Raw genomic sequence first — 26569 nt, 5'->3', positions numbered from 1 at the left:
CGAGACGATCGAGCATCCCTTCGGCACGATCAAGGCCCGTATGGGTGCGACCCACTTCCTGATGAAGCGCCTGCGGAATGTCGCTGCTGAGATGGCGCTGCATGTTCTCGCCTATAACCTCACACGGGTGATGAACATCCTCGGCAAACCAAGCCTGATTGCAGCCATCCGCGCCGCCTGACGGCCGGAAGTGCGTCCAAAACTACAATCCCCCGGTCGCGGTACCTACTTTGGCCGGTCATTGGACGATTCGATACGCAAATACCGGCCGCGCGCAATACTTGGCGACCACGCCGCGTCAGGCCTATGCGTTTGCACACAACCAAGACCCATAGCTGTCTTGGTCGAAGCGCGCTCTCCAAGACCTCCCACGAAATTTTGCGGCGGGACTTGCAGAATGCGGGTGGACGGTCGCTGCAGGAGTGCAAGCCTTTAGCTGATAATCTCCTTGGCCTTGATGCCGCGCAAGGCCTCGATGCAGTCAGCTACCAAATGCAAGAACTCTTGCCGCTTTATGCTTTTCACCTGACGACCTTCCATATTGATGAGAATGAATCTCGCCATGTCGTAGGCGACTTCAAACTGCGATTTGCCGGTAACCTCGACATCGATTCTTTCAGCCATTTCGGTGCCCGCTAGTTGTAATTGGAAAGCAGGAGCCTATTGGAAAGCGCGTGGCCAAGTCGAGTCGGTCTTCCTTTGTGGTTAGATCATATCGGCTTAAACGTCCGCTGGCGCCGCAACCTCGAAATGCAGAGCATTAAACTAGTCCACTTTTGGCCCGCAACGGCCCTGCCGGGCCCGCCGGATGATCTCCGCCTTAAGCGTGTGTGGCAAAATGAAGAAGTAAACCGAAAGGCCGGACTGTCCAGGCCCGTAAGGAGGGCGCTGCCGCCGCAAGGACATTGAACGTTTGGAACCCTCATGCGTTAGCCGGGCGGATGAAGGCCGGATGCGCCATCCGGCGCGACGATGCGGCCACGGAGTTCGGTTCTTGCTGAAGCTGTACAGATGGCCATCCGACGATTGGCGGAGCATCGGCGCGGAAATGCCCTCGGAGGTCATCTGGGCGGATCTCTTGAACGCGACTGAAGAGGAAAAGCAGTTCGTCGAACGGCTACTGAGGATATGTATTCCGTCCAAGGAGTCCCTCAGCGCGATCGAGGCGTCGAGCCGGCTGATCCTCGACCACGGCACGCTCTATCTCAGCTCGCCGGCGGTCCGGCTCTCCGAGGACAACGAGGCCGAGATCACGCCGGTGGGATTCGTCATCGGCCCGCGCGTGCTGGTGACGGTGCGCTTTGCCGAGCTGCCGATCTTCGACGACGTCGGCAACCGCATCGGCTCCGACGACAGTCTGGAGAACGGCATGTGCGTGTTCACCAGCCTGCTCGAAGCCATGATCGAGCGTGGCGCCGATGTTCTCGAGCATCTCGGCGCCAAGGTCGACAGGCTCTCGCGGGGCGTCTTCAAGGGCGGACTGGTTCGCACCCAACGGCCGGTGCGCTCCAGCCGGAGGATGCGCGAGGCCCTGGAAAACATCGGCGAGCTGGCCGATCGGTTGGCCAAGGCGCGTGACGTCCTGCTTGGCGTCGGCCGCATCGCCTCATTTGCCGGCGATGTCGGCAGCGAATGGATCAAAGCCGCGTCGAAGAAGCGCCTCGAGGCGGTGTCGAAGGACGTCATTTCGCTCAGTGACTACGAGACGCGACTGTCCGACAAGATCCAGCTGCTGCTCGATGCGGTGCTCGGCTTCGTCAACATCCAGCAGAACGAGCTGTTCAAGATCCTGACGATCGTGTCCGTCGTCGGCGTGCCGCCGACCATCCTGGTCGGCATCTGGGGCATGAACTTCAGGCACATACCCGAGCTGGACTGGATCTTCGGCTATCCGCTGGCCTGGCTCGCGATCATTGCCAGTGGCGTGCTGCCGCTGATCTGGTTCAAGCGGCGCGGCTGGTTCGATTGAAGCGGCGGCGCACCGTTTGAAAACGATGCGCCGCCGTTTGATCACGCTGCCTTGGCGTCGACATTGCCGATCCAGTCACGGGCCAGCGTCACGTCGGCTTGCGACAATTGATGGCCCGCCGGCAGGACCTTGTGGGTCACGCTCGCACCTGCTTGCGAGAGCAGAGCCGCGAGATGGGCTGAATTGCTCGCCGGCACGATCGGGTCGGCCTGTCCTGAGAGGAGCAGAACGGGCTTGCCGCCAAGCGCGGCCTTGATCGGATCATTCTTGGGAGGATCCGACAGTGGCACCATGGCGCGCAGCAGGATCGCGCCTGCAAGTACCTCGGGCTTCAGCAGCAACAGCGCCGCGGCGATGTTGGCGCCATTGGAGAAGCCGACCGCGACGGGCGCCGCGATGCTGTAACGTTGCCGCGCCTCCGTGACGAAGTCGCCGAGTTCGAGCGCGCGGTGGCGCAAATCATCCTCGTCGAACACGCCCTCGGCGAGGCGGCGGAAGAAGCGCGGCATGCCGTGTTCGAGCACGCGGCCGCGCGGCGAGAGCAGGGCGGAGCCGGGCGAGATCATGCGGCCGAGGCCGAGCAGGTCGTTCTCGTCGCCGCCGGTGCCGTGCAACAGCAGCAGCGGAGGGGAGCCCGCGTTGGCCGCGGGCTCGAAGCGATGAATGAATGCACTTTCGGTCATGACTCGGTCTCTTCCAGGTTCGGCAGCACGCCCTCGATCTGCTTGCGGTGTTGTTCGAGGAAGCTCGGCAGCTTGAGGTCGCGTCCCAAGGTCGCGACGGGCTCGTCGACGGCAAAGCCGGGGATGTCGGTCGCGATCTCGAACAGCACGCCGCCGGGTTCGCGGAAATAGATCGAGCGGAAGTAATTGCGGTCCCTCTGCTCGGTCGGGTGCAGGCCGTGATTGTTCACGAGCCTCTCGGCCATCTTGCCCTGCTCGGCGTCATCGGCCGCGCGGAAGGCGATGTGGTGGACAGAGCCGCCGCCCTGATGCCCGCGCAAAAAGCCGTTGGCTTCGTAGATATCGACGACGCTGCCTTCGGCATGTCCCGGCGCCTTGAAGCGGATCACCGAGCCCTCGCGTCCGGTCTCCTTGAAGCCGAGCACGTCGGTGAGGACGGCCGCCGTCTTTGCCGCGCTGTCGAGCAGCAGCGTCACGCCATGGAAGCCGCGGATCGCATGCTCGGCCGGCACGTCGCCATTGCTCCAGCCGGGCTCGTTCTCGGCACCGGGAATGCCAACCAGCGCGAGCGCCATGGCATCAGGGTCGGTGAACGGCAGCACGGATTCGCCGAACCGCTTCTCCAGCGCCTCGTAACGAATGCCCTTCTCGGTAAAGCGCTGCGTCCAATAGCCGAGCGAGCGCTGCGGCACCCGGAAGGCGGTTTGATGGGTTTCGCCGACGCCACGGCGCCCGGCCGAAACGCCCGCCCATGGGAAGAAGGTCAGGATGGTGCCGGGCCGGCCGGTCTCGTCGCCATAATAAAAGTGGTAGGTGCCGGGATCGTCGAAATTGACGGTCTTCTTGACGAAGCGCAGGCCGAGATCCCGGGTGTAGAAGCCAAAATTGCGGATGGGGTCGCCGGCGATCGCGGTGACGTGGTGCAGTCCAGACATTGTCGTCCTCCAAAATTCGGGGAGCGGTCTTGCTCTGGCCGGAAATATCGTTCCGCTTTGGATTGGCGACAATCCATGCAAATATGACGGCTATGTCTATGATTTGGAAACAATCGCTGGGGCCGGCTCTTGGATAAGCTCGGCAGCCTCCGGGCCTTCGTAAAAGTGGTCGAGAGCGGCAGCTTTGCGGAAGCGGGCCGCCAGCTGCGGCTGTCGCGCTCGGCGATCAGCAAATACATCGCCGACCTCGAGGAGAGCCTCGGCGTGCAGCTTCTGAACCGGACCACGCGGCACGCGAGCCCGACCGAGAATGGCCAGCGCTATTTCGAGCGCGCGGTGGTGATCCTCTCGGAGATCGAGGCGGCCGACCAGGCCGTGACGCAGGCTCAATCGGCGCCGCGGGGGCTGCTCCGCGTCAACGCGCCGATGTCGTTCGGCACGATGCGGTTAGGTCCCGTGCTTGCCGATTTCATGGCGCGCTATCCCGAGCTTCAGCTCCAGATCGTGCTCAGCGATGATCTGCTCGATCCCGTCCAGGACGGCTTTGACGTGACGTTGCGGATCGCGGAGCTGGAATCCTCCAGCCTGATCGCGCGCAAGATCATGCCGGTGGCGCGCATGATCTGCGCTTCGCCGGATTATCTTGCGCGCCACGGCACGCCAAAGCATCCGCAGGATCTGCGCGAGCACGCCTCGCTGACCTACGGCTTCCTGCTCACCGGCAATCAGTGGAAGCTGACCGGCGCGGACGGCGATCACTGGATGCAGCCGGCCTGGTCGCTCTGCGTCAACAACGCCGAGGTGCTGCGCGACGTTGCGATCAAGGGCAGGGGGCTCGCGCTGCTGCCCGAGTTCATCGCCGCCGATGCCTTGCGGAAGGGGGAGCTGCAGACGGTGCTGGACAATTATTTCGCGCCGCCGCTCGCGCTCTATGCGGTCTATCCGCCGACGCGGCATTTGTCGGTGAAGGTGCGGCTGTTCATCGATTTTCTGGTCGAACGTTTTGGCCGCGACGAGGACGACGCCGGCGGACGCAGATGTGCGGAGGCTAGGTGACCGGATACTATTATACCGTGACGGAAAGCTGAACTTTATTCCGATCGCTGGGGACTCATACTTGCGTCCCGACTTCGCGCTTAGGACCAGAGAGCTTCAGCCGCTGCCGGGGCGTCGCCGAGGGCTCTCTTTCGTGCCGCCGCGAAAAGCGGCGGCATGATGTGTAGCTCGCCGGCCTTCTCGACTTGATTTCAACAAGCGCAGGAGGAGCCTATGCGGAAGTCTCTCACCTTTTTCCTTACTGGCGTGGCATTGACCGTCGCGGCGTCAACCGCCGTGGCCGGCGAGCGGGTGCTTGAGTTCAAGCTGGTCACAAAGCCGATCGACCTCAAGGTCATCGAGGCCGCAAACGTCGAAGGACAGACGGTTGTGTCCGGTAAATTCTTTGGGGTCGCCGTCTTTAGCGATGGCCGTATCGGAGTGAAGGAGTTCGTCAATACTTCGGATTTGCTCAGAGGATCGGGCCCCTTCTTCGGCTATAGCACTTACACGTTCGAGGAAGGCTCGATTACGGCGCGCTACACCGGTTCGGCCAAAGACGGCAAATCAACGGGCGAATACACGATCCTATCGGGCACAGGTGCTTATGCGAACGCCACGGGCACGGGCACAATCGAAAGCGCGCCGAACCCGTTCAAAGGCGTCAACCTGCTCAATATAAAGCTCGTCGTTAAAACGCCCGGCTCATGACAGCGCAATGTTCACAGGTCCCGCACGAAGGAAGTTGATCCCTTGTGTGGCGCGTTGGCCCGGCCGGCGGCACATTGCCGGCCGGGCGACCTGACATCGCGCCAAGCGCGCCGGCTGGCTCGTCCCGCATAGCAACCGAAGGCTGTTAGTGCATGAGCGACGCTGAAAAGGCGGCAAGCGCGATCATGTCGTCGACGCTGAGATTCTCGACAACCAGTTTCATGAGTTCGCTATTGGCGCCCTTCCGCGCGCCCGATTTGAAGTCATAGAGCTGCCGGAACATGTAGGTGGGCGAACGGGACGCAATCCCTGGCGCGATGGCCGTCCCGTTGAGATCAGCACCGTGACAGACCGCGCACCGGACGCGCGGATCGCTGTTCGCTGCCAGCGTTCGTCCTTTCTGAATGCTGCCTGGCGGAACGTAGGCGATGAAACGAGCGCGCGAGTCCCGGCTGACAAAGTGTTCAACGTTTTCCGGTATCTCGATGATGCGCTGACCGATGGGTTCTTTCTCGGTGCCGTCCAGCGGAGCCAAGAACAAGTCTCGCACCTGCGTTTTTGGCACCAACTCGGTCTCTACGACGGCAATGTTCGATCTCGGCTTGATGGAGGCGAAGTAGGCAGCGGCCTCGCCGAGTTCCTGATCGGTCACCGCTTTGGACAACTTGATCATCAGGTCGGTGGCGACGCGAGGCGCCGAGTTCGTGCGCAGGCCCGTCTTGAACTCCGCCGTTTGCTGAATGATGTATTCCGCGGAGAGGCCAAATAGGCTGGCATTCTCAGGACCGCCCGGTCCGTCTGCCCGATGACAGACGCCACACGCGAACACCTCTGGCTTTCTTCCCCTTGCCACGATTTCCGGCATTGGTGGATGATCGTCCGGATGCCAGTCGGGCGCGGCGAACAGATCGCGCACTTGCGTGAGTGTAAAACCGGCGGCGCTGTCAGGAACGCGCCTGATCGTGCCATCGTCAGGCGTGCGTTGAAAATTGGGCGGGTTTACCGGGTAGGCCCATGCCGGCGGGCTCTCCTGGATTTGCGCACGCGCCCCTGCCGCGGTGAGCAATGCCATCGCGAACGCCCATAGAGCGATCGGAAATCTCATGGCTCTCGACCTCCCAGCGTGTCGGTGAAGCCAGACTATACTTTCCGAAGGCGAGGATCAGGAGCGGCTAACCGACCGCTTGTCGGGCGACGGACGCCTCAGCTCCTCCGCCACATCGAAAACACCATTCAACGCCTGGGACTCGCAGACGTCAACGTGCAATTCAGTTGTCGGGGTCAACGGACGCGATCGCCCCACTGGTCCTGATCGTAGGCCTGCAGGATGCGGACAAAATCGGCCATGCTGGATCGATCTCGGTTTTCGGCCAGCGCCGCAACCTGAGTATCGGATGCGGGCTGGGTCCCTTGCCAAAACCGCACAAGGAGATCGGCGATGTTTCTCATGGCGTACTCTCTGCAGCCAACTGTGACAGTAGACATCAAGTACTGGAGCGGCATCGCGCCGTTCGATCAGGAGAAAGGCCGGCGGGCGTTACGCCGCCGGACTTGTCCTGCAACTGCCGGCTCGCGGGGCCGGTTCCGTTGCTTTTCACCTTGCGTTCATAGCTAGCACGGCGCACTTGGTTGTCGCCATTGTGCGCGCGTATGACGTGACCATACTGAGGTAGGGTCAGATTGATGAATTCCGATCAATTCGACTTCGCTGCGTTGCGAATTTCATACTCCGCAACGAGTCGCATTTTCGTGCCTGGTCTTCACCGTCAGGCATCGCGGGCGTTTCGACACGCTGGTCTCTGCTAACGCCTCAGCGTAAACTCGTCCGCACTGCGCCGGTGCTCCCATTTCGCCTGCTCCAGCTCCGGCTGGTCACATTCGACTTCCGGATAGCCGATGCAGAGATAGGCGATGAACTTCCAGGTTTCAGGCACGTCGAGAGCGGCGTGAATGCGCGCGGGGGTCAGGATCGAAACCCAGCCGATACCGATGCCCTCGGCACGCGCTGAGAGCCACATCGCGGTGATCGCGGCGACCACGGAATATTCCGTCGTCTCCGGCATGGTGGCGCGGCCGAGGCCGTGGCCGATATCGCTGGCCTTGTCCGCGAACACGGCGAGATGGCCAGGCGCCTGTTCGAGGCCCGACAGTTTCAGCGTCGCATAGCGCGCCGCGCGCTCTCCGGAGTAGCAATTGAGCGCATCGGCATTGCATGTCCTGAAATCGTCGATTACGGCACGGCGCCGTGCGGCATCGTCGACGGTGACGAAACGCCAGGGCTGGCTGAGCCCAACCGACGGCGAGAGGCAGGCGGTCTCGATCAGTCGCGTGATGGCCCCCTCCGGCAGCGGATCGCTGCGGAAGCGGCGCACGTCGCGGCGCCACACAAACAGCTCGCGTAAATGCTGACGGAAGGTATCGTCGAACTCGACCATGAGGTCAGCGTCCCATCTGGAAGGCTGCTGCGACCAGCAGGATCAGGATCTCACCGAGCTGCTCGAACGCGCCGAGGATGTCGCCGGTCTGCCCGCCGATCTGGCGAAGGGCGAGCTGCGCCAGGAACAGGCCGGCGAGCGACAGCAGGATCAGGCTGGCGAGCGCCTTGCCCGGCCCCAGCGCGAGGGCGAGTGCGAGCGTTCCAAGCGCGAACGCAATGGCGACGCTGCGGCCCGGCGGCGCTCCGGCGCTCGCGGAAAGCCCGTCCGGCCGTGCCGGCGGGACCAGCGACATGAAGGCCGGCACGCCGGCGCGGGCAGCGATGTGCGCCGCGCACAGCGCCAACGTGACGGCCCAGGGACTAGCGATCGCGGTGAGCGCGCTCCAGCGCAGACCGAACGACACGATCAGCGCGCAGACGCCGTAGGTGCCGATCCGGCTGTCGCGCATGATCTCGAGCTTGCGCTCGCGCGTCCGGCCGCCGCCGAGCCCGTCGGCAGTGTCGGCGAGGCCGTCTTCGTGCAGTGCGCCGGTGATGAGGGTGGTCGCGGCCAGCGCGAGCAGGGCGGCAAGGCTTGGTGTCAGTCCGAACCGGCCGGCGATCTTATAGACCAACGCGCCGGCAAGGCCGACCAGCAGGCCCGCGACGGGCAGGGCCCAGGTCGCACGCGCGATGGCACCGTCACCGGCGGGCTTCGACGATGCCACGGGAAGGACCGTGACGAACGATGCCGCCATCCTGAGATCGGCGACGACGTCTTTCAAAACTTCAGCGCGCGGCGTCATTTCAATTTCATCGGCAGGCCGGCGACCACGAACTCGACCTCGTCCGCGACACCAGCAATGATCTGATTCATGATTCCGGCGGCGTCCCGAAAGCTGCGCGCCAGCACGTTGTCGGGCACGATGCCGAGACCGACCTCGTTGGTGACGAGCACGACCGGACTTTTCTGCCGGGGCAGGGCGCCGGCAAGCTCCTTTACCTCGCTCTCCCAGTCGCGCTCCGCATGCATCAGGTTGGAGAGCCAGAGTGTCAGGCAGTCCACCAGCCGTGCGCCGCCGCCATCGCTTGCGACCAGTGCGGGCACGAGATCCAGCGGCACTTCGCGTTCGAGCCAGTCGGTTCCGCGGCGCGCACGATGCCTGGCGATGCGCGCCTCCATTTCAGCATCGAGCGCCTCGGCCGTCGCGACATAGACGGGCTGGCCAGGAAAGGCGCGCGCGCACATTTCCGCTCGCGTGCTCTTGCCCGATCGCGCTCCGCCCGTGATCAAGATGACGGCCATGAAGGTCTCCTTTGGGCCTGACTAATCACCAAACGCGGCCAAAGACAAAGCCGAAATCAGCCGGGTAGGGGCTTGCGCTCGCCCCTCGCTTTGCGCAACAGGGGCGGAACAGGAGGCGCGTGTGGGCTTTGCGGGGGCGATGGTGGTGGCGATGGCGGTGGATGCCCTCTTGGGCTGGCCGTCATGGCTGTTCGCGCGGATCGGCCATCCCGTGACCTGGCTGGGGCGGCTGATCGGCGCCATCGATGCCGCCTGGAATCGCGTGTCCGATCCGCCGGCTCTTCGCCGCGGCGCGGGCATTGCCGGCGCGCTCGTGGTGATCGCGCTCTCCGTTGCGGTCGGCTGGATGCTTCAGTCCTTGCTTCCCTCGGGCTGGATCCAGATCGTGCTGGTCGGCGTCCTCGCCTGGCCCCTGGTTGCCTTGCGCTCGCTGCACGATCATGTCGCGGCTGTCGCGACGCCCTTGCAGGCCGGCGACATCACCGCTGCGCGCGAAGCGGTCTCGCGTATCGTCGGCCGTGATCCCGCGGCGCTCGATGAGCCCGGCATCGCGCGCGCGGCGATCGAGAGCCTTGCCGAGAACGCCTCCGACGGCATCGTGGCGCCCGTGTTTTGGGGCGCGCTGTTCGGCTTGCCCGGCATCCTCGGCTACAAGGCCATCAACACGCTCGACTCCATGATCGGCCATCGCAGCGAGCGACACGAAACTTTCGGCTGGGCCGCAGCGCGCATCGACGATATCGCCAACTTCATTCCGGCGCGCCTGACCGGCTTCCTCTTCGTGCTGCTGGCGCCGCGGCGATCGGAGGCGCTGTCGTGCATGAGCCGCGATGCGCGCCGCCATCGCTCGCCCAACGCCGGTTGGCCGGAAGCGGCCATGGCGGGGGCGCTCGGTGTGCGGCTCAGCGGTCCCCGCATCTATCACGGCAGCATCACGAACGAGCCCTGGCTCAACGAAGGCGCGCGCGATCCGCTCGCTGCGGACATCAATCACGGATTGGCGGTCTATCGTAGGTCCATGCTGCTTCTCGCGGGGGTGCTTGCGATCCTGGCCTTCGCGTGAAACAACGGGGCATGCGCGAGCACGGTGGAAATCTCGATCAGGCCCAGCAACGTTTTGGCGGACGCGCCGAGGATTGGATCGACCTCTCGACTGGGATCAACCGGCTGCCGTATCCGGTGGGCGAGGTGAGCCCGCGCGCGTGGAGCGCGTTGCCCTCGCGCGCCGAGATCGATGGGCTGCATCAGGCGGCGCAGCACGCCTATCGCACGAGCGCACCTGTTGCTGCGATGGGCGGTGCACAGGCCGCCATTCAATTGCTGCCGCAACTGGCGCCAGCCGGTCGCGCGCGCATCCTCGCGCCGACCTACAATGAATATGCCGGGGTCCTGTCGGCTGCGGGCTGGGATATCGAGGAGGTCTCGGAGCTCGATGCGCTGGCCGGCGCAGACCTCGCGATCATGGTCAATCCCAACAATCCCGATGGCCGCCGCCATACGCCGAAGGATTTGCTGGCATTGCTGCCGCGCGTCGGCCGTCTCGTCGTCGACGAGAGCTTTGCCGATGCCGTCCCGCAGCTGTCGCTTACTTCGGAAGCGGATCGGCCGGGGCTGCTAATCCTGCGCTCGTTCGGAAAGTTTTATGGCCTTGCCGGGCTGCGGCTTGGGTTCGCGCTCGGCAATGCGGCCGATATCGGCAAGCTTGCATCGATGTCGGGGCCATGGCCGGTCTCGGGGGCCGCGATCGCGATTGGCTGCCGCGCCTTGCGCGATGATGCCTGGGCCGAGGCTACGTCAGCGCGGCTCGCACGCGACTGTGCTCGCCTCGATGCCATGGCGCAGTTGCAAGGCTGGACGCTTGTCGGCGGCACGCCCTTGTTTCGTCTTTACGGAACGCCTGACGCGCGTGCCGCGCAGGAAAAACTCGCGCGTCGCCAAATCTGGTCGCGCGTCTTCGCGAGAGAGCCGGCATGGCTGCGCCTCGGGCTTCCCGGCAGCGAAGCCGAATGGGCTCGCCTTGCCGAGGTGCTAGCGCGCTAGCGCGAGCAATCCTTCGACGTCGAGATGCTTTTCGATGTGATCGGCGAGGGCACCGAGCGCGCTCTCGACCCTGGCGCGATAGGGCTCGTCGCCTGCGGGAATATCGAGGTTTGCCAAGAACGCCTTGCGGAAATCATCCGACGTGAACAGGCCGTGCAAATAGCTACCCTGCACGCGGCCATCGCGCGAGATCGCGCCTTCCGGCTCGCCGTCCAGTTTGGCAAATGGCCGCGCGCGATCCGGCCCATCGGTGCGGCCGATGTGGATCTCGTAAGCCTCGATCGGCTGATCCGTGGCGGCGTGCACGGCCGCGACACGCGTCAGTGTCTTCTCCGGGCTCATCACCGTTGTCACGTCCAGCAGCCCGAGGCCCGGCGTGTCGCCCGCATGTCCCTCGATGCCATCGGGATCAGCAACTCTATGCCCGAGCATCTGATAGCCGCCGCAGAGGCCGAGCACATGGCCGCCCCGGCGGTGATGTGCGAGCAGATCGACGTCCCAGCCCTGCGCGCGCAGGAAGGCGAGATCGCCGCGGGTGGATTTTGAGCCGGGAATGATGACGAGACGCACGTCACCGGGGATCGCTTCGCCGGGACGCACCATCACGAGATCGACGCCGGCTTCGAGCTTGAGCGGATCGAGATCGTCGAAATTGGCGATCCGCGATAACGCGAGACAGGCGATCTTGCACTGGCCGGGCTTGCGCGCATCGCGCAGGCCCAGCGCATCCTCAGCCGGCAGCTCGCCGGCGCGCGCGAACCAGGGCAGCACGCCGAGGCCGCGCCACGCAGTCTTCGCTTCGATCAGCCTGTAGCCGTCGTCGAACAGCGTGGGATCGCCGCGAAACTTGTTGATGACAAAGCCCTGGATCATCGCGGCATCATCGGGGTCGATCACCGTCTTGATACCGACGAGTTGGGCGATGACGCCGCCGCGGTCGATGTCGCCGACCAGCACGACGGGCACGTCGGCCTTGCGCGCAAAGCCCATGTTGGCGATGTCGGCCTTGCGCAGGTTCACCTCGGCCGGGCTGCCGGCGCCTTCGACCAGCACGAGATCGGCGCGTTCCTTCAGCCGCTCGAAACTCTCCAGCACGGCACCCATCAGCGAGGGCTTCATCGCCGCATAGTCACGCGCACGGGCGGTTGCGATGCGCTTGCCGTGGACGATAACCTGCGCACCGGCATCGGTCTCCGGCTTGAGCAGCACCGGGTTCATGTCGGTGTGCGGCTCGACGCCGGCGGCGAGCGCCTGCAGCGCCTGGGCACGGCCGATCTCGCCGCCATCGACGGTGACGGCCGCATTGTTCGACATGTTCTGCGGCTTGAACGGCAGCACGCGCAGGCCACGTCGCGTGAAGGCGCGCGCCAGGCCGGCGACGATGAGCGACTTGCCCACGTCCGAGCCGGCCCCTTGGATCATCAGCGCGCGCGCCATAGCGAGATCGTCTCAGAATTCGACGCCGGCTTGCGCCTTGATGCCGGAGCGGAAGGGATGCTTGACCAGCGTCATCTCGGTGACGAGGTCGGCGATCTCGATCAGCTCGTCCTTGGCGTTTCGCCCGGTGAGCACGACGTGCGTCATCGGCGGCTTCTGCGTGGTGAGGAATTCGACGACCTCGGCGATATCGAGATAGTCGTAGCGCAACGCGATGTTGATCTCGTCGAGCACGACCATGCGCAGATTGGAATCTGATATCAGCTCCTTGGCCTTCTCCCAGCCGGCGCGCGCGGCGGCGACGTCGCGGGCGCGGTCCTGCGTCTCCCAGGTGAAACCCTCGCCCATCGCGTGGAACTGGCAGAGATCGCCGAAATGGCCGGTGAGCAGGCGCCGCTCGCCGGTATCCCAGGCGCCCTTGATGAACTGCACCACTGCGCAGGGGAAGCCGTGGGCGACGCAGCGGACGATCATGCCGAAGGCGGAGGACGACTTGCCCTTGCCGGCGCCGGTGTGGACGATAATGAGGCCTTTTTCGCCGCTCTTGGTCGCCATGATCTTGTCGCGGGCGGCCTTCTTCTTCGCCATTTTTGCAGCGTGGCGGGCGTCGGTTTGCTCGCCCGTTTGGGTCTCTGGTTCAGGCGTCATCGTACCAGTCCTTCGGCTTGACAAGTGGCGGCCAGCGGCAAATGGTGGGCCGGCGTTGGTTCCTGTCCTATGACAGGCGAAGAGGGAATGCGATAGGGTCCGAATCGGCAAGATTTGGGTCCAAAATGCAGCCGCCCCCGCGACCGTGACCGGAGAGATGCCCGAAGCCACTGACCCCTGACGGGATCGGGAAGGCGGGGATCGAAGGGCAAGGCCCTGCTCCGCAAGCCGGGAGACCTGCCAGCGCGGACGATTTTGGACCGGCGGACGGGGTGTTCCGCGACGGGGAAACGGGCCCCTGGAAAGTGGTTCGTGCGCCTCTTCGCTTCCCGCTGTTTATTCTGGAAGAGGCGATGACGGTCACACTTCACGTCTGCATTACCTGCCGTGCCGGCGAGACGCTTGGCGAGGGCGACGTCACGCCAGGCAAGCGGTTGCACGGTGCGATCCTGGACGCCGGCGTGCCCGACGGCGTGAGCGTAGTTCCCGTCGAATGCCTGTCGGCCTGCAGCCAGGGCTGCTCGGTCGCGCTCAGCGCACCCGGGCGCTGGTCCTATGTCTATGGCCGCCTGTCGGATGCGAACGCGCGCGACGTGATCGCGGGCGCTGCGGCCTATGCGGCCGCGCCTGATGGCCTCGTGCCCTGGCGCAGCCGGCCGGAAATATTCCGCAAGCAGTCGCTTGCGCGCATTCCCCCCATTGCCGTCGTGCCGGAGGCCGCCGAATGAATTCGCTCGCAAAAGTCCCGGTCACGGTGGTCACCGGTTTTCTCGGCTCCGGCAAGACGACGCTGATCCAGCATCTGCTTGCCAATGCGGGCGGCAAGAAGCTCGCCGTGCTCGTCAACGAGTTCGGCAGCGAGGGTGTCGATGGCGAGATCCTGAAGTCGTGCGCCGATGTCAACTGCCCGGAGGAAAACATCGTCGAGCTCGCCAATGGCTGCATCTGCTGCACCGTCGCCGACGATTTCATTCCGACCATGGAGCAGCTCTTGGCGCGCCCAGTGCGGCCCGATCACATCCTGATCGAGACCTCGGGCCTGGCGCTGCCAAAACCGCTGCTGAAGGCATTCGATTGGCCGGAGATCCGCTCGCGCATTACGGTCGACGGTGTGATCGCGCTGGCCGATGCCGAAGCCGTCGCTGCTGGCCGCTTCGCGCCGGATCCCGCTGCGGTCGAAGCGCAGCGCGCAGCCGACGAAAACCTCGATCATGAGACGCCGCTGTCGGAAGTGTTCGAGGACCAGATCGCCTGTGCTGACATCGTGCTGTTGACCAAGGCCGATCTTGCGGGCGCCGCGGGTATCGAAGCCGCCAAGGCCGCGATCACCGCCGAGATGCCGCGCCGCGTGCCGATGTTGCCCGTCACCGACGGCGCGATCGATGCGCGCGTCATCCTCGGTCTCGGCGCTGCCGCCGAAAACGATCTTGCCGCGCGCCCCTCGCATCATGACGGCGAGGAGGAGCATGAGCACGACGATTTTGCCTCGGTCGTGATCGATCTTCCGGAAGTGTCTAATGTCGATGCGCTGGTCGCCGCCATCCAGCGCCTGGCGCGCGAGCAGAACGTGCTGCGCGCGAAAGGCTATATCGCGGTCGCGGGCAAGCCGATGCGCCTTTTGCTGCAAGCGGTCGGCGAGCGTGTGCGCCACCAGTTCGACAAGCCCTGGGCTGCCGGCGTACGGCAATCAAAGCTCGTCGTGATTGGCGAGCACGGTGATATCGACGAGGCCGCGATCAGGTCAGGACTTGGTCTTTCAGGATCTGGCATCTGATGCACGTCGTTTTCCGCGAGAGCCGCGGTCTCGAGGAGACCGCGACGCCAAGGGACATCGGCCAGGACCCGGCCGATCTCGTGGTGCTCTCATATTCGGATTCTGACCTTGCCGCGTTCGCGGCCGGCTGGCGGCGCGGCCGCGACAGCCTGCCGTCGCTGCGGCTCGCCAATCTTGCGGAGCTGCGTCATCCGCTTTCGGTCGACACCTATATCGAGCGCACGCTCTCCCATGCGCGCGGCATCCTGGTGCGGTTGATTGGCGGTGAGTCCTATTGGCCGTATGGGTTGGCTGCTCTTCAGCAACTGGCGAAGGACCACGACATCGTGCTGGCCGTGCTGCCCGCCGACGGCCGTGACGATACGCGGCTGGACGCGTATTCGACCTTGCCGGTCTCGACGCTGCGCCGGCTCAAGGTGCTCTGCGACACCGGCGGCCCTGTCGCGGCGCAAGCTGCGATCGCGCAGCTCGCGCTGGCCTCGGGCCTCTATGCCGGGCCAGTCGTCGGCGAGATGACCGTGCCTGAGATGGGGTTCTACGATCCCGCGCGTGGCGTCATTGCTGCGCCGGTGGGCGGCGAGGGGAAGCCCCGCGCGCTGGTGACGTTCTATCGCTCCTATCTCACTGCTGCGGACACCGGTCCGGTCGATGCCTTGATCGCCGCGCTGGGTGAGAAGGGCTTTGACGCCTATGGTGTCTTCGTCACCTCGCTGAAAGCGGCGGGCGTCGCCGATTGGCTGCGCGCGCATCTCGCACAAGATCCTCCGGCCGCGATCGTCAATGCGACAGCATTCTCGGCAATGAGCGATGATGGCACGACGCCGTTCGATGCTGCATCCTGTCCGGTGTTCCAGGTCGCGCTCTCGACGGCGCGTCGCGAGGATTGGGCCACCTCGCTGCGCGGCCTGTCGCCCGGCGACCTCGCGATGCATGTGGTGCTGCCCGAGGTCGACGGCCGCCTGTTCGCGGGCGTGGTGAGCTTCAAATCGGCGGGCCAGCGCGATCCCGATCTGCAATTCTCGCATCTCGCCCATCGCGCGGATGAGGAGCGGGTGCAGGTCGTCGCCGCACGCGTTGCCGCCTGGCGGCGGCTCGCGGAGACGCCGGCCGCCAGGAAGCGTCTGGCGATCGTGCTCTCGAACTACCCGGGTCGGCCGCACCAGATCGCGCATGCGGTCGGGCTTGATGCGCTGGCTGCGGTCGAGGCCTTGGTGTCTGATCTTGCGGAGGCCGGCTTCGATGTTGCGCCGGTCGATGCGCTCGGCGAGACCCTGCTGAGGCAGCAGCTCACCTGGAGTGTTGCCGATTACCGCGCTGCGCTCTCGCGCCTGCCGCAAGCACTGCGGGATGATCTCGCGCAAGCCTGGGGCGCGCCGGAAGATGATCCGAGCTGCCGTGACGGCGCGTTTCATTTTGCCGCGATCGCTTGCGGCGCGTCGATCATCGCGGTCCAGCCCGAGCGCGGCGATGCAACGACGCGCGATGCCGACTATCACGATCTCGCCCGCACGCCGCGCCATGCCTATGTCGCGTTCTATCACTGGCTCAGGGAGCAGGGCATCAATGCCGTCGTGCACATGGGCGCACATGGCACGCTGGAATGGCTGCCCGGCAAATCCGCGGCGCTGTCGCAGGCATGCTGGCCGGCAGCCCTGATCGGCGATCTCCCCGTCATCTATCCCTTCATCGTCAATGATCCCGGCGAGGCCGCGCAGGCCAAGCGGCGCATCGCTGCCGTCACGATCGGTCATCTGCCGCCACCGCTTGCGGCATCCGCGGTGCCGGAAGGACTGCGCCGGCTCGAACGTCTGCTCGACGAATACTCGACTGCCGATGGTCTCGATCCCGCGCGCCGCCAGCGGTTGATCGCCGCGATCCGCGACGAGGCGCGCGCGGCGGGTCTCGAAGACGATCTCGGCCTCGATGCATCGGCCGCACCAGCCGAAGCCATTCCGCGGATCGATCGCTTCGTCTGCGATCTCAAGGAAAGCCAGTTCGGCGACGGCCTGCACGTGTTCGGGCGCGGCGCCTGCGGCGAAGCGGAACGGGAGGCGCTGCAGGCGGCGCTTGCAGGCAAGCGCGTTGCGCCGGGGCCGTCGGGCTCGCCCTATCGCGGGCGCCAGGACGTGCTGCCGACGGGGCGCAATCTCTTTGCCGTCGATCCGCGCGCGGTGCCGACGCCGTCGGCGCATGCACAAGGCATCAAGCTCGCCGAAGAGCTGCTGCGCCGTCACTTGCAGGATCATGGCGATTGGCCGAAGGGGCTCGTGGTCGATCTCTGGGGTTCGGCGACGATGCGCACCGCGGGCGAGGAGTTCGCCATGGCGCTGCATCTGGCCGGTCTTGCGCCGCGCTGGGATCACGCCTCCGGCCGCGTCACCGGTTACGACATCATCGCGCCGGCCGAGCTCGGCCGCCCCCGCATCGACGTGACACTGCGCGTGTCCGGCCTGTTCCGCGATGTCTTTCCGGGTCTGGCGCAATTGTTCGAGGCGGCATCCGAGGCACTCGCAAGTCGCGACGAGGAGGGCGAGGAGAATCCCTATCGCCACCGGGCGTCACGCGTATTTGCGCCGCGGCCCGGACAATACGGCGTTGGCTTGTCGGCGATCCCTGATGCCTTCACGCCCGAGACGCGTGATGCCGCCGGCGAAGCCTGGCTGTCGGCATCGTCCTGGGCGTTCTCGGCGGATGGCGCGATCAAGCCCGATCGCGCCGGCATCGAGGCGCGGCTTGTGTCGGCGGATGCCTTCGTTCACGTCCAGGATCTGCCGGAGACCGATCTTCTGCTTGCGGCCGACTATGCCGCGCATGAAGCCGGCGTCGCCGCAGCTGCGGCACATCTCGGCGCGGCAGGACCATCGCTCTATCACATCGACACAACGCGCCCCGAGGAGCCGCATGCGCGCACGCTGACGGAAGAGATCTCGCGCGTCGTCCGGGCCCGCGCGGCGAACCCGGCCTGGATCGCCGGCATGATGCGCCACGGCTTTCGCGGCGCGGCCGAGATCACCGCGACGCTCGAGCACATGGCCGCCTTCGCACATCTTGCCGGCGCCGTGCCGCCGCATCTGTTCGATCTCTACTATGATGCGACGCTCGGCAATGACGATGTCCGCGCCTTCATGGCACGCGAGAATCCGACGGCGCTCACCGCGATGGAGACGTGCTTCACGCGGTTGCATGAGGGCTCGCTCTGGCGGACGCGCCGCAATTCGATCGCCGCTGCGCTGAAGGAGGCGTCATGAGCGCTTCCGCGGTCAAGGGCTGGTGTCCCGGCGCGCTGCGGCCGATGCGATCGGGCGACGGGCTCGTGGTGCGCGTGCGCCCGTTCGGCGGACGCCTTGAAGCGGCACAGATTTCCGGCCTTGCTGGGCTGGCCGAACGCTTCGGCAATGGTCTCATCGACGTGACGAGCCGCGCCAATCTCCAGATCAGAGGTGTCAGCGACGAAAGCCACGGTCCGCTGCTTGAGGGCCTTGCGCGACTGGCGCTGCTTGACCCCGATGTTGACATCGAATCCCGGCGCAACATCCTGGTGACGCCGTTCTGGAACGAGGGCGACGACACGCAGGCGCTTGCCGCCGAGCTCGAAGAGGCGCTTGCCGACAGCGCGCTCAAATTGCCCACAAAGTTTGGCTTCGCCATCGATGACGGGACCTCGCGCGTGCTGGCCGGCGATTCCGCCGACGTGCGGATCGAGCGCGATCGCAGCGGCCGGCTCCTGGTGCGGGCCGATGGTGCGAGGCTCGGTCGCTCCGTCGGGCGCGGAGGCGCCGTGAGCACGGCGCTGGCGCTCGCAAACTGGTTCATCACCTCCGGCGGCATCACGGGTGGGCGAGGGCGCATGGCGGCCCACATCGCTTCCGGTGCGGCATTGCCGGGGACCTTGCGCGGCGAGACCGAACCGGCCCCTGTGATGGCCGCGCTGCGGCCCGGACATTATCCGCAGGGCGCCATGGTCGGGGTCGCGTTCGGGCAGATGCTGCATACGACGCTGCATCAATTCGCGGCTTGCGGACATGCCCTGCGCATGACGCCATGGCGGCTGGTTTTGAGCGAGAGCACGCGTGCGATGCCGAAGGGGGCGGGTCTCATTACGGAGCCGTACGATCCCGCGCTGCGCGTCATTGCCTGTAGCGGTGCGCCGCGCTGCCGCGAGGCGCATGCCGATACCCGCGCGCTCGCCGCTGCGCTCGCGCCACGCATTGCAGCCGATACGCGGCTTCACGTCTCCGGCTGCGCCAAGGGCTGCGCGCATTCCGGCGCCGCCGCTGTGACGCTGGTTGCGACCCGCGCCGGATTCGATCTCGTCCGCGGTGGATCGACCCGCGATGAGCCCGCTCTGCGCGGCCTGAACGGTGATGACATCGTCAGCGATCCCTCCATCCTGGTCGGAGGGCACTGATGCCCTACACTTACGAGACCGATGGCGCAGCGATCTACCGGCAGTCCTTTGCGACCATCCGCGCCGAGGCGGATCTTGCGCGCTTCACGCCCGACGAGGAGCAGGTCGTGGTGCGGATGATCCATGCCGCCGGCATGGTCGGCCTGGAGGCGCATATCCGCTTCACGCCCGGCATGGCGGCCGCAGCGCGGGCCGCGTTGCAGAAGGGAGCGCCCATCCTGTGCGACGCGCGCATGGTCTCCGAAGGCATTACGCGCGCGAGACTGCCCGCGGCCAACGCCGTGATCTGCACGCTCGGCGATGCCGCCGTTCCCGCACTCGCGCAATCCATGCGCAACACCCGCTCGGCGGCAGCGCTGGAGCTGTGGCGGCCGCATCTGGGCGGCGCGATCGTCGCGATCGGCAATGCGCCGACCGCGCTGTTTCATCTGCTCAACATGCTGGAGGACCGCGACTGCCCGCGGCCCGCGGCGATCATCGGCTGCCCGGTCGGCTTCGTCGGCGCCGCCGAATCCAAGGCCGCGCTGATGGCCGATCCGCCGGTGCCGGCGCTGACGGTTGAAGGCCGCCTCGGCGGCTCCGCGATCACGGTGGCCGCCGTCAACGCGCTGGCGAGCCGGAGCGAATAGTCATGGGGCGCATCATCTGCTGCGGTCTCGGCCCCGGTGATCCCGATTTGATGAGCGTGCGCGCCGACCGCACGGTGCGCGGGGCGCAGCATGTCGCCTATTTCCGCAAGAAGGGCAGGCCGGGCCAGGCGCGCCGCATCGTCGAGGACATGTTGGCCGCGGACGTCACCGAATATCCCATGGAATATCCGGTCACGACTGAGATCGCCTTCGACAGCCCTGAATACGTGCAGCTGCTCGCCGGCTTCTACGACGAATGGGCCGAGCGCCTGGCGCGGCTTTCGCGCGCGGTCGACGTCGTCGTGCTGTGCGAGGGCGATCCTTACTTCTATGGCTCCTTCATGCATCTGCACACGCGCCTGCAAGGCCGCGTCGAGATCGAAGTGATCGCGGGGATTCCCGGCATGGTCGGCTGCTGGAATGGCGTCGGCCAGCCGATCGCGCTCGGCGACGACGTCACGACGGTGCTGATGGGGACGCTTGCCGAAGACGAGCTCGAACGGCGCATGCGTGATTCCGATGCGCTCGTCATCATGAAGACCGGGCGCAATCTCGCAAAGGTGCGCCGCGCGCTCGCGTCGGCCGGCCGACTGGATGATGCCTGGCTGGTCGAGCGCGGCACCATGCCGGGTGAGCGCGTTGCGCGGCTCGCCGATGTCGATGCTGCTGAGTGTCCCTATTTCGCGATCGTGCTGGTGCACGGCAAGGGCCGGCATCTGGACGCCGCCGAATGACGGGCACGCTGACCATCGCAGGCCTTGGCCCTGGCAGCGACGCGCTGGTGACGCCGGAAGTCTCCGCCGCGCTTGCGTCTGCGACCGACATTTTGGGCTACGCGCCCTATGTCGCGCGTGTGTCGCCGCGAGCAGGGCTCACCCTTCATCCCTCCGACAACCGCGAAGAGCTGCAGCGCGCGAGCGAAGCCCTGCGGCTTGCCGCCGAAGGCGGCCAAGTTGTCGTCGTCTCCTCCGGTGATCCCGGCGTGTTTGCGATGGCCTCTGCCGTGTTCGAGGCGCTCGAACAGGCACCGCAATGGCGGGACCTGCCGATCCGCGTGCTGCCCGGCATCACCGCGATGCTGGCGGCGGCTGCCCGCGCCGGCGCGCCGCTCGGCCATGATTTCTGCGCGATTAATCTCTCCGACAATCTGAAGCCTTGGGCCGTGATCGAGAAGCGCCTGCGGCTCGCCGCGGAAGCCGATTTTGCCATCGCGATGTACAATCCGCGCTCAGCCAGCCGGCCGGAAGGATTTGGCCGCGCGCTTGCGGTGCTGCGAGCGGCCGGCTGCGGCGAGCGACTCGTGATCTTCGCGCGCGCGATCAGTACGTCCGATGAAAAGATCGAGACCGTCACGCTGAACGAAGCGGCGCCCGAGATGGCCGACATGCGCACGCTGGTGATCGTCGGCAATTCGCAGACGCGGCGCGTCGGCCGCTGGGTCTATGCGCCGAGGCAGGTGCGATGATCGAGCCACTGCATCACTTCGGCGACGCTTTCGACCCGCACCCGTTCGGACGGTTGCGGTCGCGAGATCATGATCACGGGCAGGCCGAGCATGCGCGCCGCGTCGATCTTGGCGCGCGCGCCGTCGCCGCCGGAATTGCGGGCGACGATGCACATGATGCCGCGGGTGCGCATCATCTCCAATTCGCCGTCGAGGGTGAACGGCCCGCGCGACACGATCACGTCGGCCGCGAAAGGCAGGGGCGCTTCGGGCGGGTCGACGAAGCGCAGCGTGTAGGCGTGCTGCGGCTTCATCGCGAATGGCGTGATGTGCTGGCGGCCGATGGCGAGGAACACTTTTGCCGCTGCCTCGGGCAGCGCGGCGACGGCGGCGTTGACGTCGACGACCTCGATCCAGTCGTCGCCAGGCGCTTTGCTCCAGGGCGCGCGCTCCAGCGCAATCAATGGTGTGCCCGTCTCCGCGCACGCCGCGACCGCATTGCGACTCATCTCGGCGGCGAAGGGATGCGTCGCGTCGATCACATGCGTGATGGCCTCGCGACGAATGTAGTCGGCAAGCCCGCTCACCCCGCCGAATCCGCCGATGCGTATCGGCAGCGGCTGATCGGCGGGCGCGCGGGTGCGGCCGCCATAGGAATAGATGGCCTGGATGCCGGCGCGCGCGACCGCCGCGGCGAGCAGGCTGGCGTCGCTCGTTCCGCCCAGAATGAGGGCGCGTGTCATGACTGATCCCTGGCTGACCATCATCGGTATCGGCGAAGATGGCCTTGCCGGCCTGTCGGAGGCAAGCCGAAAGGCGCTTGCCAAGGCAGAAACCGTCTTCGGCGGCGAGCGTCATCTTGCGCTCGCGGAAGTTGGCAGCCGCGGCCGTCCGTGGCCGGTGCCGTTCGATGCGGACATCGTGCTGAGCTGCCGCGGTCGGCCGACCGCGGTGCTCGCCTCCGGTGATCCGTTCTGGCATGGCGCCGGGGCGGGCCTGGCCGAGAAGCTCGGTAGCGACGAGTGGATCGCGCACCCCGCGCCATCGACCTTCTCGCTCGCCGCCGCACGGCTCGGCTGGCGGCTCGAGTCGGTTGTGTGTCTTGGGCTTCATGCCGCACCATTCGAGCGTCTGGTGCCGCATCTGGCACGAGATGCGCGCATCATTTGCCTCGTGCGCAACGGGAAGGCGGCAGATGATCTCGCGAAATGGCTGACGGAACGCGGATGGGGCGCTTCAATCCTGTGGACTCTTGCTGCGCTTGGCGGCCCACGGGAATACATAGACCAGCATCGCGCCGATCTCTTTGCTGATGATATTGCTGGAAATCTGGTTGCGGTGGCGGTGCTGGCGAGGGGGACGCCGGGCATGCCCCGCAGTTCGGGCTTGTCGGACGATCTCTTTGTCCATGACGGCCAGCTCACCAAGCGGCCGGTGCGCGCGCTGGCGCTGTCGGCCTTGGCGCCGCGTCCCGGTGAGCGGCTGTGGGATGTCGGCGCCGGCTCAGGTTCGATCTCCATCGAGTGGGCGCTGTGTGGCGGGACGGCGACCGCAATCGAGATGCGCGAGGATCGCGCTGCGAATATCCGCAGCAATGCAACGGCGTTCGGTCTGGCGCACAGGATCACTATCATCACGGGGAAGGCGCCCGACGCCTTTGCTGCGCTGGCTCCGCCGGATGCCGTCTTCATCGGTGGCGGCCTCGATATCGCGATGTTCGATGCCATCTGGGCGCGCCTCTCGCCCGGGACACGGCTCGTCGCACATTCAGTCACGCTGGAGACGGAAGCGCTGCTCGGCGAGCTGCATCAGCGGCACGGCGGCGAACTGATGCGGGTGGAGATTGCCCATGCCGCTCCGCTTGGCCGCTTCCGGTCCTGGGAGGCCGCACGGCCGGTGGTGCAGTGGAGTGTGGTCCGATGAAAGTTGCCGGGCTCGGATTCAAGCGCGACGTTACGCTGGATTCGCTGCGTGAAGCGCTGCTGGCGGCCGGCGGTTTAGAAGGCCTTGCGGCCGTGGCGACCGTCAGCGACAAGGCGGATGCGGAAGCACTGAGGCAGCTCGCGCGCGAATGCGGTGTGCCGATCAGGGCCGTCCCGGCCGAATTGCTGGCCGGCATCGACACGCCGACGCAGTCGAAGCTTATTGCGGAAAAGTTCGGCACCGGATCAGTTGCCGAAGCCGCGGCGCTCGCGGCGGCCGGCCCTCGCGCGCGGCTGATCGCGACGCGGGCGGCCTCGCAGGATCGCACCGCGACCGCGGCGATCGCGGAAGGAGACGGCGCATGACGGTGCATTTCATCGGCGCAGGCCCTGGCGCTGCCGACCTCCTGACGTTGCGCGGACGCGATCTGATCGCGGCCTCTCCGGTCTGTCTCTATGCCGGCTCGCTGGTGCCGGAGGGCGTGCTGGCGCATTGCCCGCCCGGCGCGCGGATCGTCAACACCGCGCCGCTGTCGCTGGACGAGATCATCGCGGAGATCGTTGCCGCGCATGCGGTCGGCAAAGATATCGCGCGGCTGCATTCCGGCGACCTCTCGATCTGGTCGGCGATGGGCGAACAGCTCCGCCGCCTGCGCGCGCTCGGCATTCCCTATTCGGTGACGCCGGGCGTTCCGTCGTTCTCGGCTGCTGCCGCTGCGTTAGAAACCGAGCTGACGCTGCCTGGTCTCGCTCAGACCGTGGTGCTGACGCGCACGCCGGGCCGTGCCAGCGCGATGCCTGAGGGCGAGAAGCTTGCGGCGTTCGCTGCCACCGGCGCGGTGCTCGCGATCCACCTGTCGATCCATCTGCTTGATAAGGTCATCGCCGAGCTCACGCCGCATTACGGCGCGGACTGTCCGGTCGCCATCGTATGGCGCGCGAGCTGGCCGGACCAGCGCATCGTGCGCGCCACGCTCGCAACGCTCGATGCGGCCGTGGGCGGCGAAATGGAGCGGACCGCGCTGATCCTGGTCGGCAGGACGCTTGGCGCCGCGGATTTTGACGAGAGCCGCCTCTATGCCGCCGATTACGACCGCCGCTATCGGCCGGTCGGCGCCGAGCCGCGCTTTCCGGAGGCGTCGTGATGGCGGCAGGCCTCGTCATCTCCGCACCTGCCTCCGGCGTCGGCAAGACCACGCTGACGCTGGCGCTCGCGCGCCACTGGCGCAATCGCGGATTGAATGTGCAGTGCTTCAAGAGCGGGCCCGACTATATCGATCCCGCCTTCCACGCCGTGGCCACGGGACGCGCCTCCGTCAATGTCGATAGCTGGGCGATGGACCGCGCAGGAATCGCGCATCTCGTCAGCAGCGGCGCGAATGCCGATGTCGTGCTCGCCGAGGGTTCGATGGGCCTGTTCGACGGTGTCGCCGCACGCGGCGTCTCCGGCACTGGTGCGACCGCCGACATCGCGGAGATGCTGGGCTGGCCGGTGCTGCTGGTGATCGATCCCTCGGGCCAAGCGCAGACCGCGGCGGCGATTGCCGCAGGTCTCCGTGATTATCGCGCCGGGGTGCATCTTGCCGGCGTCGTGCTCAATCGCGTCGCCAGCCAGCGCCACGAAGCTCTCGTGCGGCGCGCGCTGAACGATGCCGGCATCGCCGTGTTCGGCGCGCTGCCGCGCCATGCCGAGATCAGCCTGCCGAAGCGCCATCTCGGCCTGGTGCAGGCCGAGGAGCAGGCCGAGATCGACAAGCTGATCGACGAGGCCGCGCGCTTCGTTGCCGAGCATGTTGATCTCGAGGGGGTGCTGCGAGCGGCAGCCAGCTGGTCGCCGCAACCCGCGGCGAGCGGCCTGAACGTGACGCCGCCTGGCCAACGCATCGCGCTGGCCCGCGATGCGGCGTTCTCTTTCATCTATCCGCATATGCTGGAAGCTTGGCGCGCGGCCGGCGCCGAGATCTCGACATTCTCGCCGCTGGCCGATGAAGCGCCTGACGCAAGCGCCGATGTCTGCTGGCTGCCCGGCGGCTATCCCGAGCTTCATGCTGGCAAGATTGCGGCCAATGCACGCTTTCGCAGCGGCCTGCGCACCTTTGCCGAAACGCGTCCGGTGCACGGCGAATGCGGAGGCTATATGGTGTTGGGAATCGCTTTGACCGACGCCGACGGCGTGCGCCATGAGATGGCGGGGTTGCTCGGCCTGGAGACCAGCTTTGCCAAGCGCCGCATGCATCTGGGCTATCGTCTCGCCGAACTGGCCGCACCGATGCCGGGGCATCAGGTCGGCGCACGCCTGCGCGGCCACGAGTTCCATTATTCGACGATCATCGCCCAGCCCGACACGCCGCTGGCCATGGTTCACGATGCAACCGGCACGGTCATTGCCGAGACCGGCTCGCGGCGGGGCCAAGCCACCGGCACGTTCTTCCATCTGATCGCGGAGGACCGGTGAGCGGTTTTGTTTCTTTCGTCTCCGCCGGCCCCGGCGACCCAGAACTCCTCACGGTGAAGGGGACTGCGCGGCTGCGTGAGGCCGACGTCGTGCTCTATGATGATCTTGCCTCCGGCGCGATCCTCGATCTCGCTCGTCCCGGCGCCAATCTCGTCGCTGTGGGGAAACGGGCAGGGCGGCCCTCGACCAAGCAGCACCATGTCAACCGCCTGCTCGTCGATTATGCCGCAACCGGCGCGCGGGTGGTGCGGCTGAAGTCGGGCGACGCCGGAATTTTCGGCCGGCTCGAGGAGGAGCTGGAGACGCTGCGCGAGGCCGGCATCGGCTACGAGATCATTCCCGGCGTCACATCCGCCTGCGTTGCTGCCGCGCAAGCCGGCATCCCCCTGACCCGGCGCCACACCTCGCGGCGGGTGCAGTTCGTGACCGGGGCCGACGTCACCGGCGAACTGCCGCCTAACCTGAATTGGGCGGCGCTGGCAGATCCCGAGGCAACCACCGTGGTTTATATGGGCCGGCGCACCTTTCCGGCGCTTGCCGCAAAATTGATCGACCATGGCCTCGCCGCAGATACGCCGGCGCTGTTTGCGGAATCACTCGGCCGTTCCGACGAGCGGCTGGTCCGCACCACGATTGCCGAGCTCGCCGAGCAGCTTGCGCGGGGCGGCGCCGCCTCGACGGCCGCCGTCATCCTGTTCGGGGCCCTGGCGGGAGACGATCCGTCATGATGGCCGCCGTCGCCCTTCGCCACTTGACG

29 protein-coding genes and 1 riboswitch are annotated in these 26569 nt (G+C 66.1%); of the genes, 18 read left to right on the top strand and 11 right to left on the bottom strand.

Annotation, left to right across the window (positions count from 1 at the left end; genetic code table 11):
• On the top strand, positions 1-181 hold a 181-nt coding region (locus BLV07_RS17500; protein ID WP_143035440.1), incomplete at its 5' end, for a transposase.
• Positions 182-432: 251 nt separating this feature from the next.
• Here the strand turns inward: BLV07_RS17500 and BLV07_RS17495 are convergent.
• Positions 433-624, bottom strand: coding sequence for a hypothetical protein (locus BLV07_RS17495; RefSeq protein ID WP_091887770.1), 192 nt, complete (start codon positions 622-624; stop codon positions 433-435).
• A 370-nt stretch (positions 625-994) separates the two neighbouring features.
• On the opposite strand from BLV07_RS17495, the gene BLV07_RS17490 reads away from it, so the two are divergent.
• Positions 995-1969: a magnesium transporter CorA family protein gene (locus BLV07_RS17490; protein WP_091887768.1), complete on the top strand. Its 975-nt coding sequence runs from the start codon at positions 995-997 to the stop codon at positions 1967-1969.
• 41 nt (positions 1970-2010) lie between these two features.
• Here the strand turns inward: BLV07_RS17490 and BLV07_RS17485 are convergent, their stop codons facing one another.
• Positions 2011-2652: an alpha/beta hydrolase gene (locus BLV07_RS17485; RefSeq protein WP_091887766.1), complete on the bottom strand. Its 642-nt coding sequence runs from the start codon at positions 2650-2652 to the stop codon at positions 2011-2013.
• A complete protein-coding gene (locus BLV07_RS17480) occupies positions 2649-3587 on the bottom strand; it encodes a ring-cleaving dioxygenase (RefSeq protein WP_091887764.1) in 939 nt (312 codons plus the stop codon). Before BLV07_RS17480 ends, BLV07_RS17485 begins: the two co-directional genes overlap by 4 nt.
• A 129-nt stretch (positions 3588-3716) precedes the next feature.
• Between BLV07_RS17480 and BLV07_RS17475 the strand changes: the two genes are divergently transcribed.
• On the top strand, positions 3717-4643 hold the full coding sequence (locus BLV07_RS17475) for a LysR family transcriptional regulator (RefSeq protein ID WP_091887762.1): 927 nt from the start codon (positions 3717-3719) through the stop codon (positions 4641-4643).
• Between the two features lie 213 nt (positions 4644-4856).
• The gene (locus tag BLV07_RS17470) at positions 4857-5333 is read left to right on the top strand and encodes a hypothetical protein (RefSeq protein WP_091887760.1); all 477 of its coding nucleotides are present in this window, start codon (positions 4857-4859) and stop codon (positions 5331-5333) included.
• 145 nt (positions 5334-5478) lie between these two features.
• On the opposite strand, the gene BLV07_RS17465 is transcribed toward BLV07_RS17470, so the two are convergent.
• The 5 genes from BLV07_RS17465 to cobU all read right to left on the bottom strand — a co-directional run bounded on the left by BLV07_RS17465 (position 5479) and on the right by cobU (position 9055).
• On the bottom strand, positions 5479-6438 hold the full coding sequence (locus BLV07_RS17465) for a c-type cytochrome (protein WP_091887758.1): 960 nt from the start codon (positions 6436-6438) through the stop codon (positions 5479-5481).
• A gap of 176 nt (positions 6439-6614) precedes the next feature.
• Positions 6615-6782 carry a hypothetical protein gene (locus BLV07_RS47590; protein WP_176945594.1) on the bottom strand — a complete coding sequence of 56 codons (168 nt, stop codon included), beginning with the start codon at positions 6780-6782 and terminating at the stop codon, positions 6615-6617.
• A 353-nt stretch (positions 6783-7135) separates the two neighbouring features.
• Positions 7136-7768, bottom strand: coding sequence for a 5,6-dimethylbenzimidazole synthase (gene bluB / locus BLV07_RS17455; protein ID WP_091887754.1), 633 nt, complete (start codon positions 7766-7768; stop codon positions 7136-7138).
• Between the two features lie 4 nt (positions 7769-7772).
• A complete protein-coding gene (gene cobS / locus BLV07_RS17450) occupies positions 7773-8555 on the bottom strand; it encodes an adenosylcobinamide-GDP ribazoletransferase (protein ID WP_091887752.1) in 783 nt (260 codons plus the stop codon).
• Positions 8552-9055, bottom strand: coding sequence for a bifunctional adenosylcobinamide kinase/adenosylcobinamide-phosphate guanylyltransferase (cobU, locus tag BLV07_RS17445; RefSeq protein ID WP_091887750.1), 504 nt, complete (start codon positions 9053-9055; stop codon positions 8552-8554). The genes cobS and cobU overlap by 4 nt, the downstream gene beginning before the upstream one ends.
• A 121-nt stretch (positions 9056-9176) precedes the next feature.
• On the opposite strand from cobU, the gene cbiB reads away from it, so the two are divergent.
• Complete coding sequence (cbiB, locus tag BLV07_RS17440) at positions 9177-10118, top strand: adenosylcobinamide-phosphate synthase CbiB (protein ID WP_176945593.1); 942 nt, start codon at positions 9177-9179, stop codon at positions 10116-10118.
• 11 nt (positions 10119-10129) lie between these two features.
• The gene (gene cobD / locus BLV07_RS17435) at positions 10130-11095 is read left to right on the top strand and encodes a threonine-phosphate decarboxylase CobD (RefSeq protein ID WP_176945592.1); all 966 of its coding nucleotides are present in this window, start codon (positions 10130-10132) and stop codon (positions 11093-11095) included.
• On the opposite strand, the gene BLV07_RS17430 is transcribed toward cobD, so the two are convergent.
• Positions 11084-12532, bottom strand: coding sequence for a cobyric acid synthase (locus BLV07_RS17430; RefSeq protein ID WP_091887744.1), 1449 nt, complete (start codon positions 12530-12532; stop codon positions 11084-11086). The two genes, cobD and BLV07_RS17430, sit on opposite strands and share 12 nt — an antisense overlap.
• A gap of 12 nt (positions 12533-12544) precedes the next feature.
• Entirely contained in the window at positions 12545-13180 is a 636-nt protein-coding gene (cobO, locus tag BLV07_RS17425; RefSeq protein ID WP_091887742.1) for a cob(I)yrinic acid a,c-diamide adenosyltransferase, read from the bottom strand.
• Positions 13181-13219: 39 nt separating this feature from the next.
• Positions 13220-13439, top strand: a riboswitch (cobalamin riboswitch).
• A gap of 94 nt (positions 13440-13533) precedes the next feature.
• Here cobO and BLV07_RS17420 point away from each other — a divergent pair.
• From BLV07_RS17420 to cobJ, 7 genes are read left to right on the top strand one after another with little or no spacing between them, the layout of a single operon-like run.
• A complete protein-coding gene (locus tag BLV07_RS17420; RefSeq protein WP_091887809.1) occupies positions 13534-13908 on the top strand; it encodes a DUF1636 family protein in 375 nt (124 codons plus the stop codon).
• Positions 13905-14954, top strand: a complete 1050-nt coding sequence (cobW, locus tag BLV07_RS17415) for a cobalamin biosynthesis protein CobW (protein WP_091887740.1) — start codon at positions 13905-13907, stop codon at positions 14952-14954. The genes BLV07_RS17420 and cobW overlap by 4 nt, the downstream gene beginning before the upstream one ends.
• Positions 14954-18202: a cobaltochelatase subunit CobN gene (gene cobN, locus BLV07_RS17410; RefSeq protein ID WP_091887738.1), complete on the top strand. Its 3249-nt coding sequence runs from the start codon at positions 14954-14956 to the stop codon at positions 18200-18202. The genes cobW and cobN overlap by 1 nt, the downstream gene beginning before the upstream one ends.
• The gene (cobG, locus tag BLV07_RS17405; RefSeq protein WP_091887736.1) at positions 18199-19362 is read left to right on the top strand and encodes a precorrin-3B synthase; all 1164 of its coding nucleotides are present in this window, start codon (positions 18199-18201) and stop codon (positions 19360-19362) included. The genes cobN and cobG overlap by 4 nt, the downstream gene beginning before the upstream one ends.
• The gene (locus BLV07_RS17400) at positions 19362-19991 is read left to right on the top strand and encodes a precorrin-8X methylmutase (RefSeq protein ID WP_091887734.1); all 630 of its coding nucleotides are present in this window, start codon (positions 19362-19364) and stop codon (positions 19989-19991) included. Before cobG ends, BLV07_RS17400 begins: the two co-directional genes overlap by 1 nt.
• 2 nt (positions 19992-19993) lie before the next feature.
• Entirely contained in the window at positions 19994-20725 is a 732-nt protein-coding gene (locus tag BLV07_RS17395) for a precorrin-2 C(20)-methyltransferase (RefSeq protein WP_091887732.1), read from the top strand.
• Positions 20722-21456, top strand: coding sequence for a precorrin-3B C(17)-methyltransferase (cobJ, locus tag BLV07_RS17390; RefSeq protein ID WP_091887730.1), 735 nt, complete (start codon positions 20722-20724; stop codon positions 21454-21456). Before BLV07_RS17395 ends, cobJ begins: the two co-directional genes overlap by 4 nt.
• On the opposite strand, the gene BLV07_RS17385 is transcribed toward cobJ, so the two are convergent.
• The gene (locus tag BLV07_RS17385) at positions 21432-22178 is read right to left on the bottom strand and encodes a cobalt-precorrin-6A reductase (protein WP_091887729.1); all 747 of its coding nucleotides are present in this window, start codon (positions 22176-22178) and stop codon (positions 21432-21434) included. The two genes, cobJ and BLV07_RS17385, sit on opposite strands and share 25 nt — an antisense overlap.
• Here BLV07_RS17385 and cbiE point away from each other — a divergent pair.
• Genes cbiE through cobA form a run of 5 tightly spaced genes read left to right on the top strand, consistent with a single transcriptional unit; the run spans position 22177 to position 26540 of the window.
• Positions 22177-23358: a precorrin-6y C5,15-methyltransferase (decarboxylating) subunit CbiE gene (gene cbiE, locus BLV07_RS17380; RefSeq protein ID WP_091887727.1), complete on the top strand. Its 1182-nt coding sequence runs from the start codon at positions 22177-22179 to the stop codon at positions 23356-23358. The two genes, BLV07_RS17385 and cbiE, sit on opposite strands and share 2 nt — an antisense overlap.
• Positions 23355-23723, top strand: coding sequence for a cobalamin biosynthesis protein (locus tag BLV07_RS17375; RefSeq protein ID WP_176945591.1), 369 nt, complete (start codon positions 23355-23357; stop codon positions 23721-23723). Before cbiE ends, BLV07_RS17375 begins: the two co-directional genes overlap by 4 nt.
• The gene (gene cobM, locus BLV07_RS17370) at positions 23720-24502 is read left to right on the top strand and encodes a precorrin-4 C(11)-methyltransferase (RefSeq protein ID WP_091887723.1); all 783 of its coding nucleotides are present in this window, start codon (positions 23720-23722) and stop codon (positions 24500-24502) included. Before BLV07_RS17375 ends, cobM begins: the two co-directional genes overlap by 4 nt.
• The gene (locus tag BLV07_RS17365) at positions 24502-25812 is read left to right on the top strand and encodes a cobyrinic acid a,c-diamide synthase CobB (RefSeq protein WP_091887721.1); all 1311 of its coding nucleotides are present in this window, start codon (positions 24502-24504) and stop codon (positions 25810-25812) included. Before cobM ends, BLV07_RS17365 begins: the two co-directional genes overlap by 1 nt.
• Positions 25809-26540 carry a uroporphyrinogen-III C-methyltransferase gene (cobA, locus tag BLV07_RS17360; RefSeq protein ID WP_091887719.1) on the top strand — a complete coding sequence of 244 codons (732 nt, stop codon included), beginning with the start codon at positions 25809-25811 and terminating at the stop codon, positions 26538-26540. The genes BLV07_RS17365 and cobA overlap by 4 nt, the downstream gene beginning before the upstream one ends.
• Positions 26541-26569: the final 29 nt, after the last annotated feature.

The sequence above is a fragment of the Bradyrhizobium sp. Rc2d genome (genome assembly GCF_900099855.1).
Taxonomy (GTDB): Bacteria; Pseudomonadota; Alphaproteobacteria; order Rhizobiales; family Xanthobacteraceae; genus Bradyrhizobium.
The sequence above is the reverse complement of the archived record's forward strand: the minus strand, read 5'-3'. Positions and strand labels throughout refer to the sequence as shown.

What these genes read in the sequence shown, in the direction of transcription:
- BLV07_RS17495 (WP_091887770.1), bottom strand. Translation starts at nt 624, where the DNA reads ATGGCTGAAAGAATCGATGTCGAGGTTACCGGCAAATCGCAGTTTGAA.
- BLV07_RS17485 (WP_091887766.1), bottom strand. Translation starts at nt 2,652, where the DNA reads ATGACCGAAAGTGCATTCATTCATCGCTTCGAGCCCGCGGCCAACGCG.
- BLV07_RS17480 (WP_091887764.1), bottom strand. Translation starts at nt 3,587, where the DNA reads ATGTCTGGACTGCACCACGTCACCGCGATCGCCGGCGACCCCATCCGC.
- BLV07_RS17470 (WP_091887760.1), top strand. Translation starts at nt 4,857, where the DNA reads ATGCGGAAGTCTCTCACCTTTTTCCTTACTGGCGTGGCATTGACCGTC.
- BLV07_RS17465 (WP_091887758.1), bottom strand. Translation starts at nt 6,438, where the DNA reads ATGAGATTTCCGATCGCTCTATGGGCGTTCGCGATGGCATTGCTCACC.
- BLV07_RS47590 (WP_176945594.1), bottom strand. Translation starts at nt 6,782, where the DNA reads ATGAGAAACATCGCCGATCTCCTTGTGCGGTTTTGGCAAGGGACCCAG.
- bluB (WP_091887754.1), bottom strand. Translation starts at nt 7,768, where the DNA reads ATGGTCGAGTTCGACGATACCTTCCGTCAGCATTTACGCGAGCTGTTT.
- cobS (WP_091887752.1), bottom strand. Translation starts at nt 8,555, where the DNA reads ATGACGCCGCGCGCTGAAGTTTTGAAAGACGTCGTCGCCGATCTCAGG.
- cobU (WP_091887750.1), bottom strand. Translation starts at nt 9,055, where the DNA reads ATGGCCGTCATCTTGATCACGGGCGGAGCGCGATCGGGCAAGAGCACG.
- cobD (WP_176945592.1), top strand. Translation starts at nt 10,130, where the DNA reads ATGCGCGAGCACGGTGGAAATCTCGATCAGGCCCAGCAACGTTTTGGC.
- BLV07_RS17430 (WP_091887744.1), bottom strand. Translation starts at nt 12,532, where the DNA reads ATGGCGCGCGCGCTGATGATCCAAGGGGCCGGCTCGGACGTGGGCAAG.
- cobO (WP_091887742.1), bottom strand. Translation starts at nt 13,180, where the DNA reads ATGACGCCTGAACCAGAGACCCAAACGGGCGAGCAAACCGACGCCCGC.
- BLV07_RS17420 (WP_091887809.1), top strand. Translation starts at nt 13,534, where the DNA reads ATGACGGTCACACTTCACGTCTGCATTACCTGCCGTGCCGGCGAGACG.
- cobW (WP_091887740.1), top strand. Translation starts at nt 13,905, where the DNA reads ATGAATTCGCTCGCAAAAGTCCCGGTCACGGTGGTCACCGGTTTTCTC.
- cobN (WP_091887738.1), top strand. Translation starts at nt 14,954, where the DNA reads ATGCACGTCGTTTTCCGCGAGAGCCGCGGTCTCGAGGAGACCGCGACG.
- cobG (WP_091887736.1), top strand. Translation starts at nt 18,199, where the DNA reads ATGAGCGCTTCCGCGGTCAAGGGCTGGTGTCCCGGCGCGCTGCGGCCG.
- BLV07_RS17400 (WP_091887734.1), top strand. Translation starts at nt 19,362, where the DNA reads ATGCCCTACACTTACGAGACCGATGGCGCAGCGATCTACCGGCAGTCC.
- BLV07_RS17395 (WP_091887732.1), top strand. Translation starts at nt 19,994, where the DNA reads ATGGGGCGCATCATCTGCTGCGGTCTCGGCCCCGGTGATCCCGATTTG.
- cobJ (WP_091887730.1), top strand. Translation starts at nt 20,722, where the DNA reads ATGACGGGCACGCTGACCATCGCAGGCCTTGGCCCTGGCAGCGACGCG.
- cbiE (WP_091887727.1), top strand. Translation starts at nt 22,177, where the DNA reads ATGACTGATCCCTGGCTGACCATCATCGGTATCGGCGAAGATGGCCTT.
- BLV07_RS17385 (WP_091887729.1), bottom strand. Translation starts at nt 22,178, where the DNA reads ATGACACGCGCCCTCATTCTGGGCGGAACGAGCGACGCCAGCCTGCTC.
- BLV07_RS17375 (WP_176945591.1), top strand. Translation starts at nt 23,355, where the DNA reads ATGAAAGTTGCCGGGCTCGGATTCAAGCGCGACGTTACGCTGGATTCG.
- cobM (WP_091887723.1), top strand. Translation starts at nt 23,720, where the DNA reads ATGACGGTGCATTTCATCGGCGCAGGCCCTGGCGCTGCCGACCTCCTG.
- BLV07_RS17365 (WP_091887721.1), top strand. Translation starts at nt 24,502, where the DNA reads ATGGCGGCAGGCCTCGTCATCTCCGCACCTGCCTCCGGCGTCGGCAAG.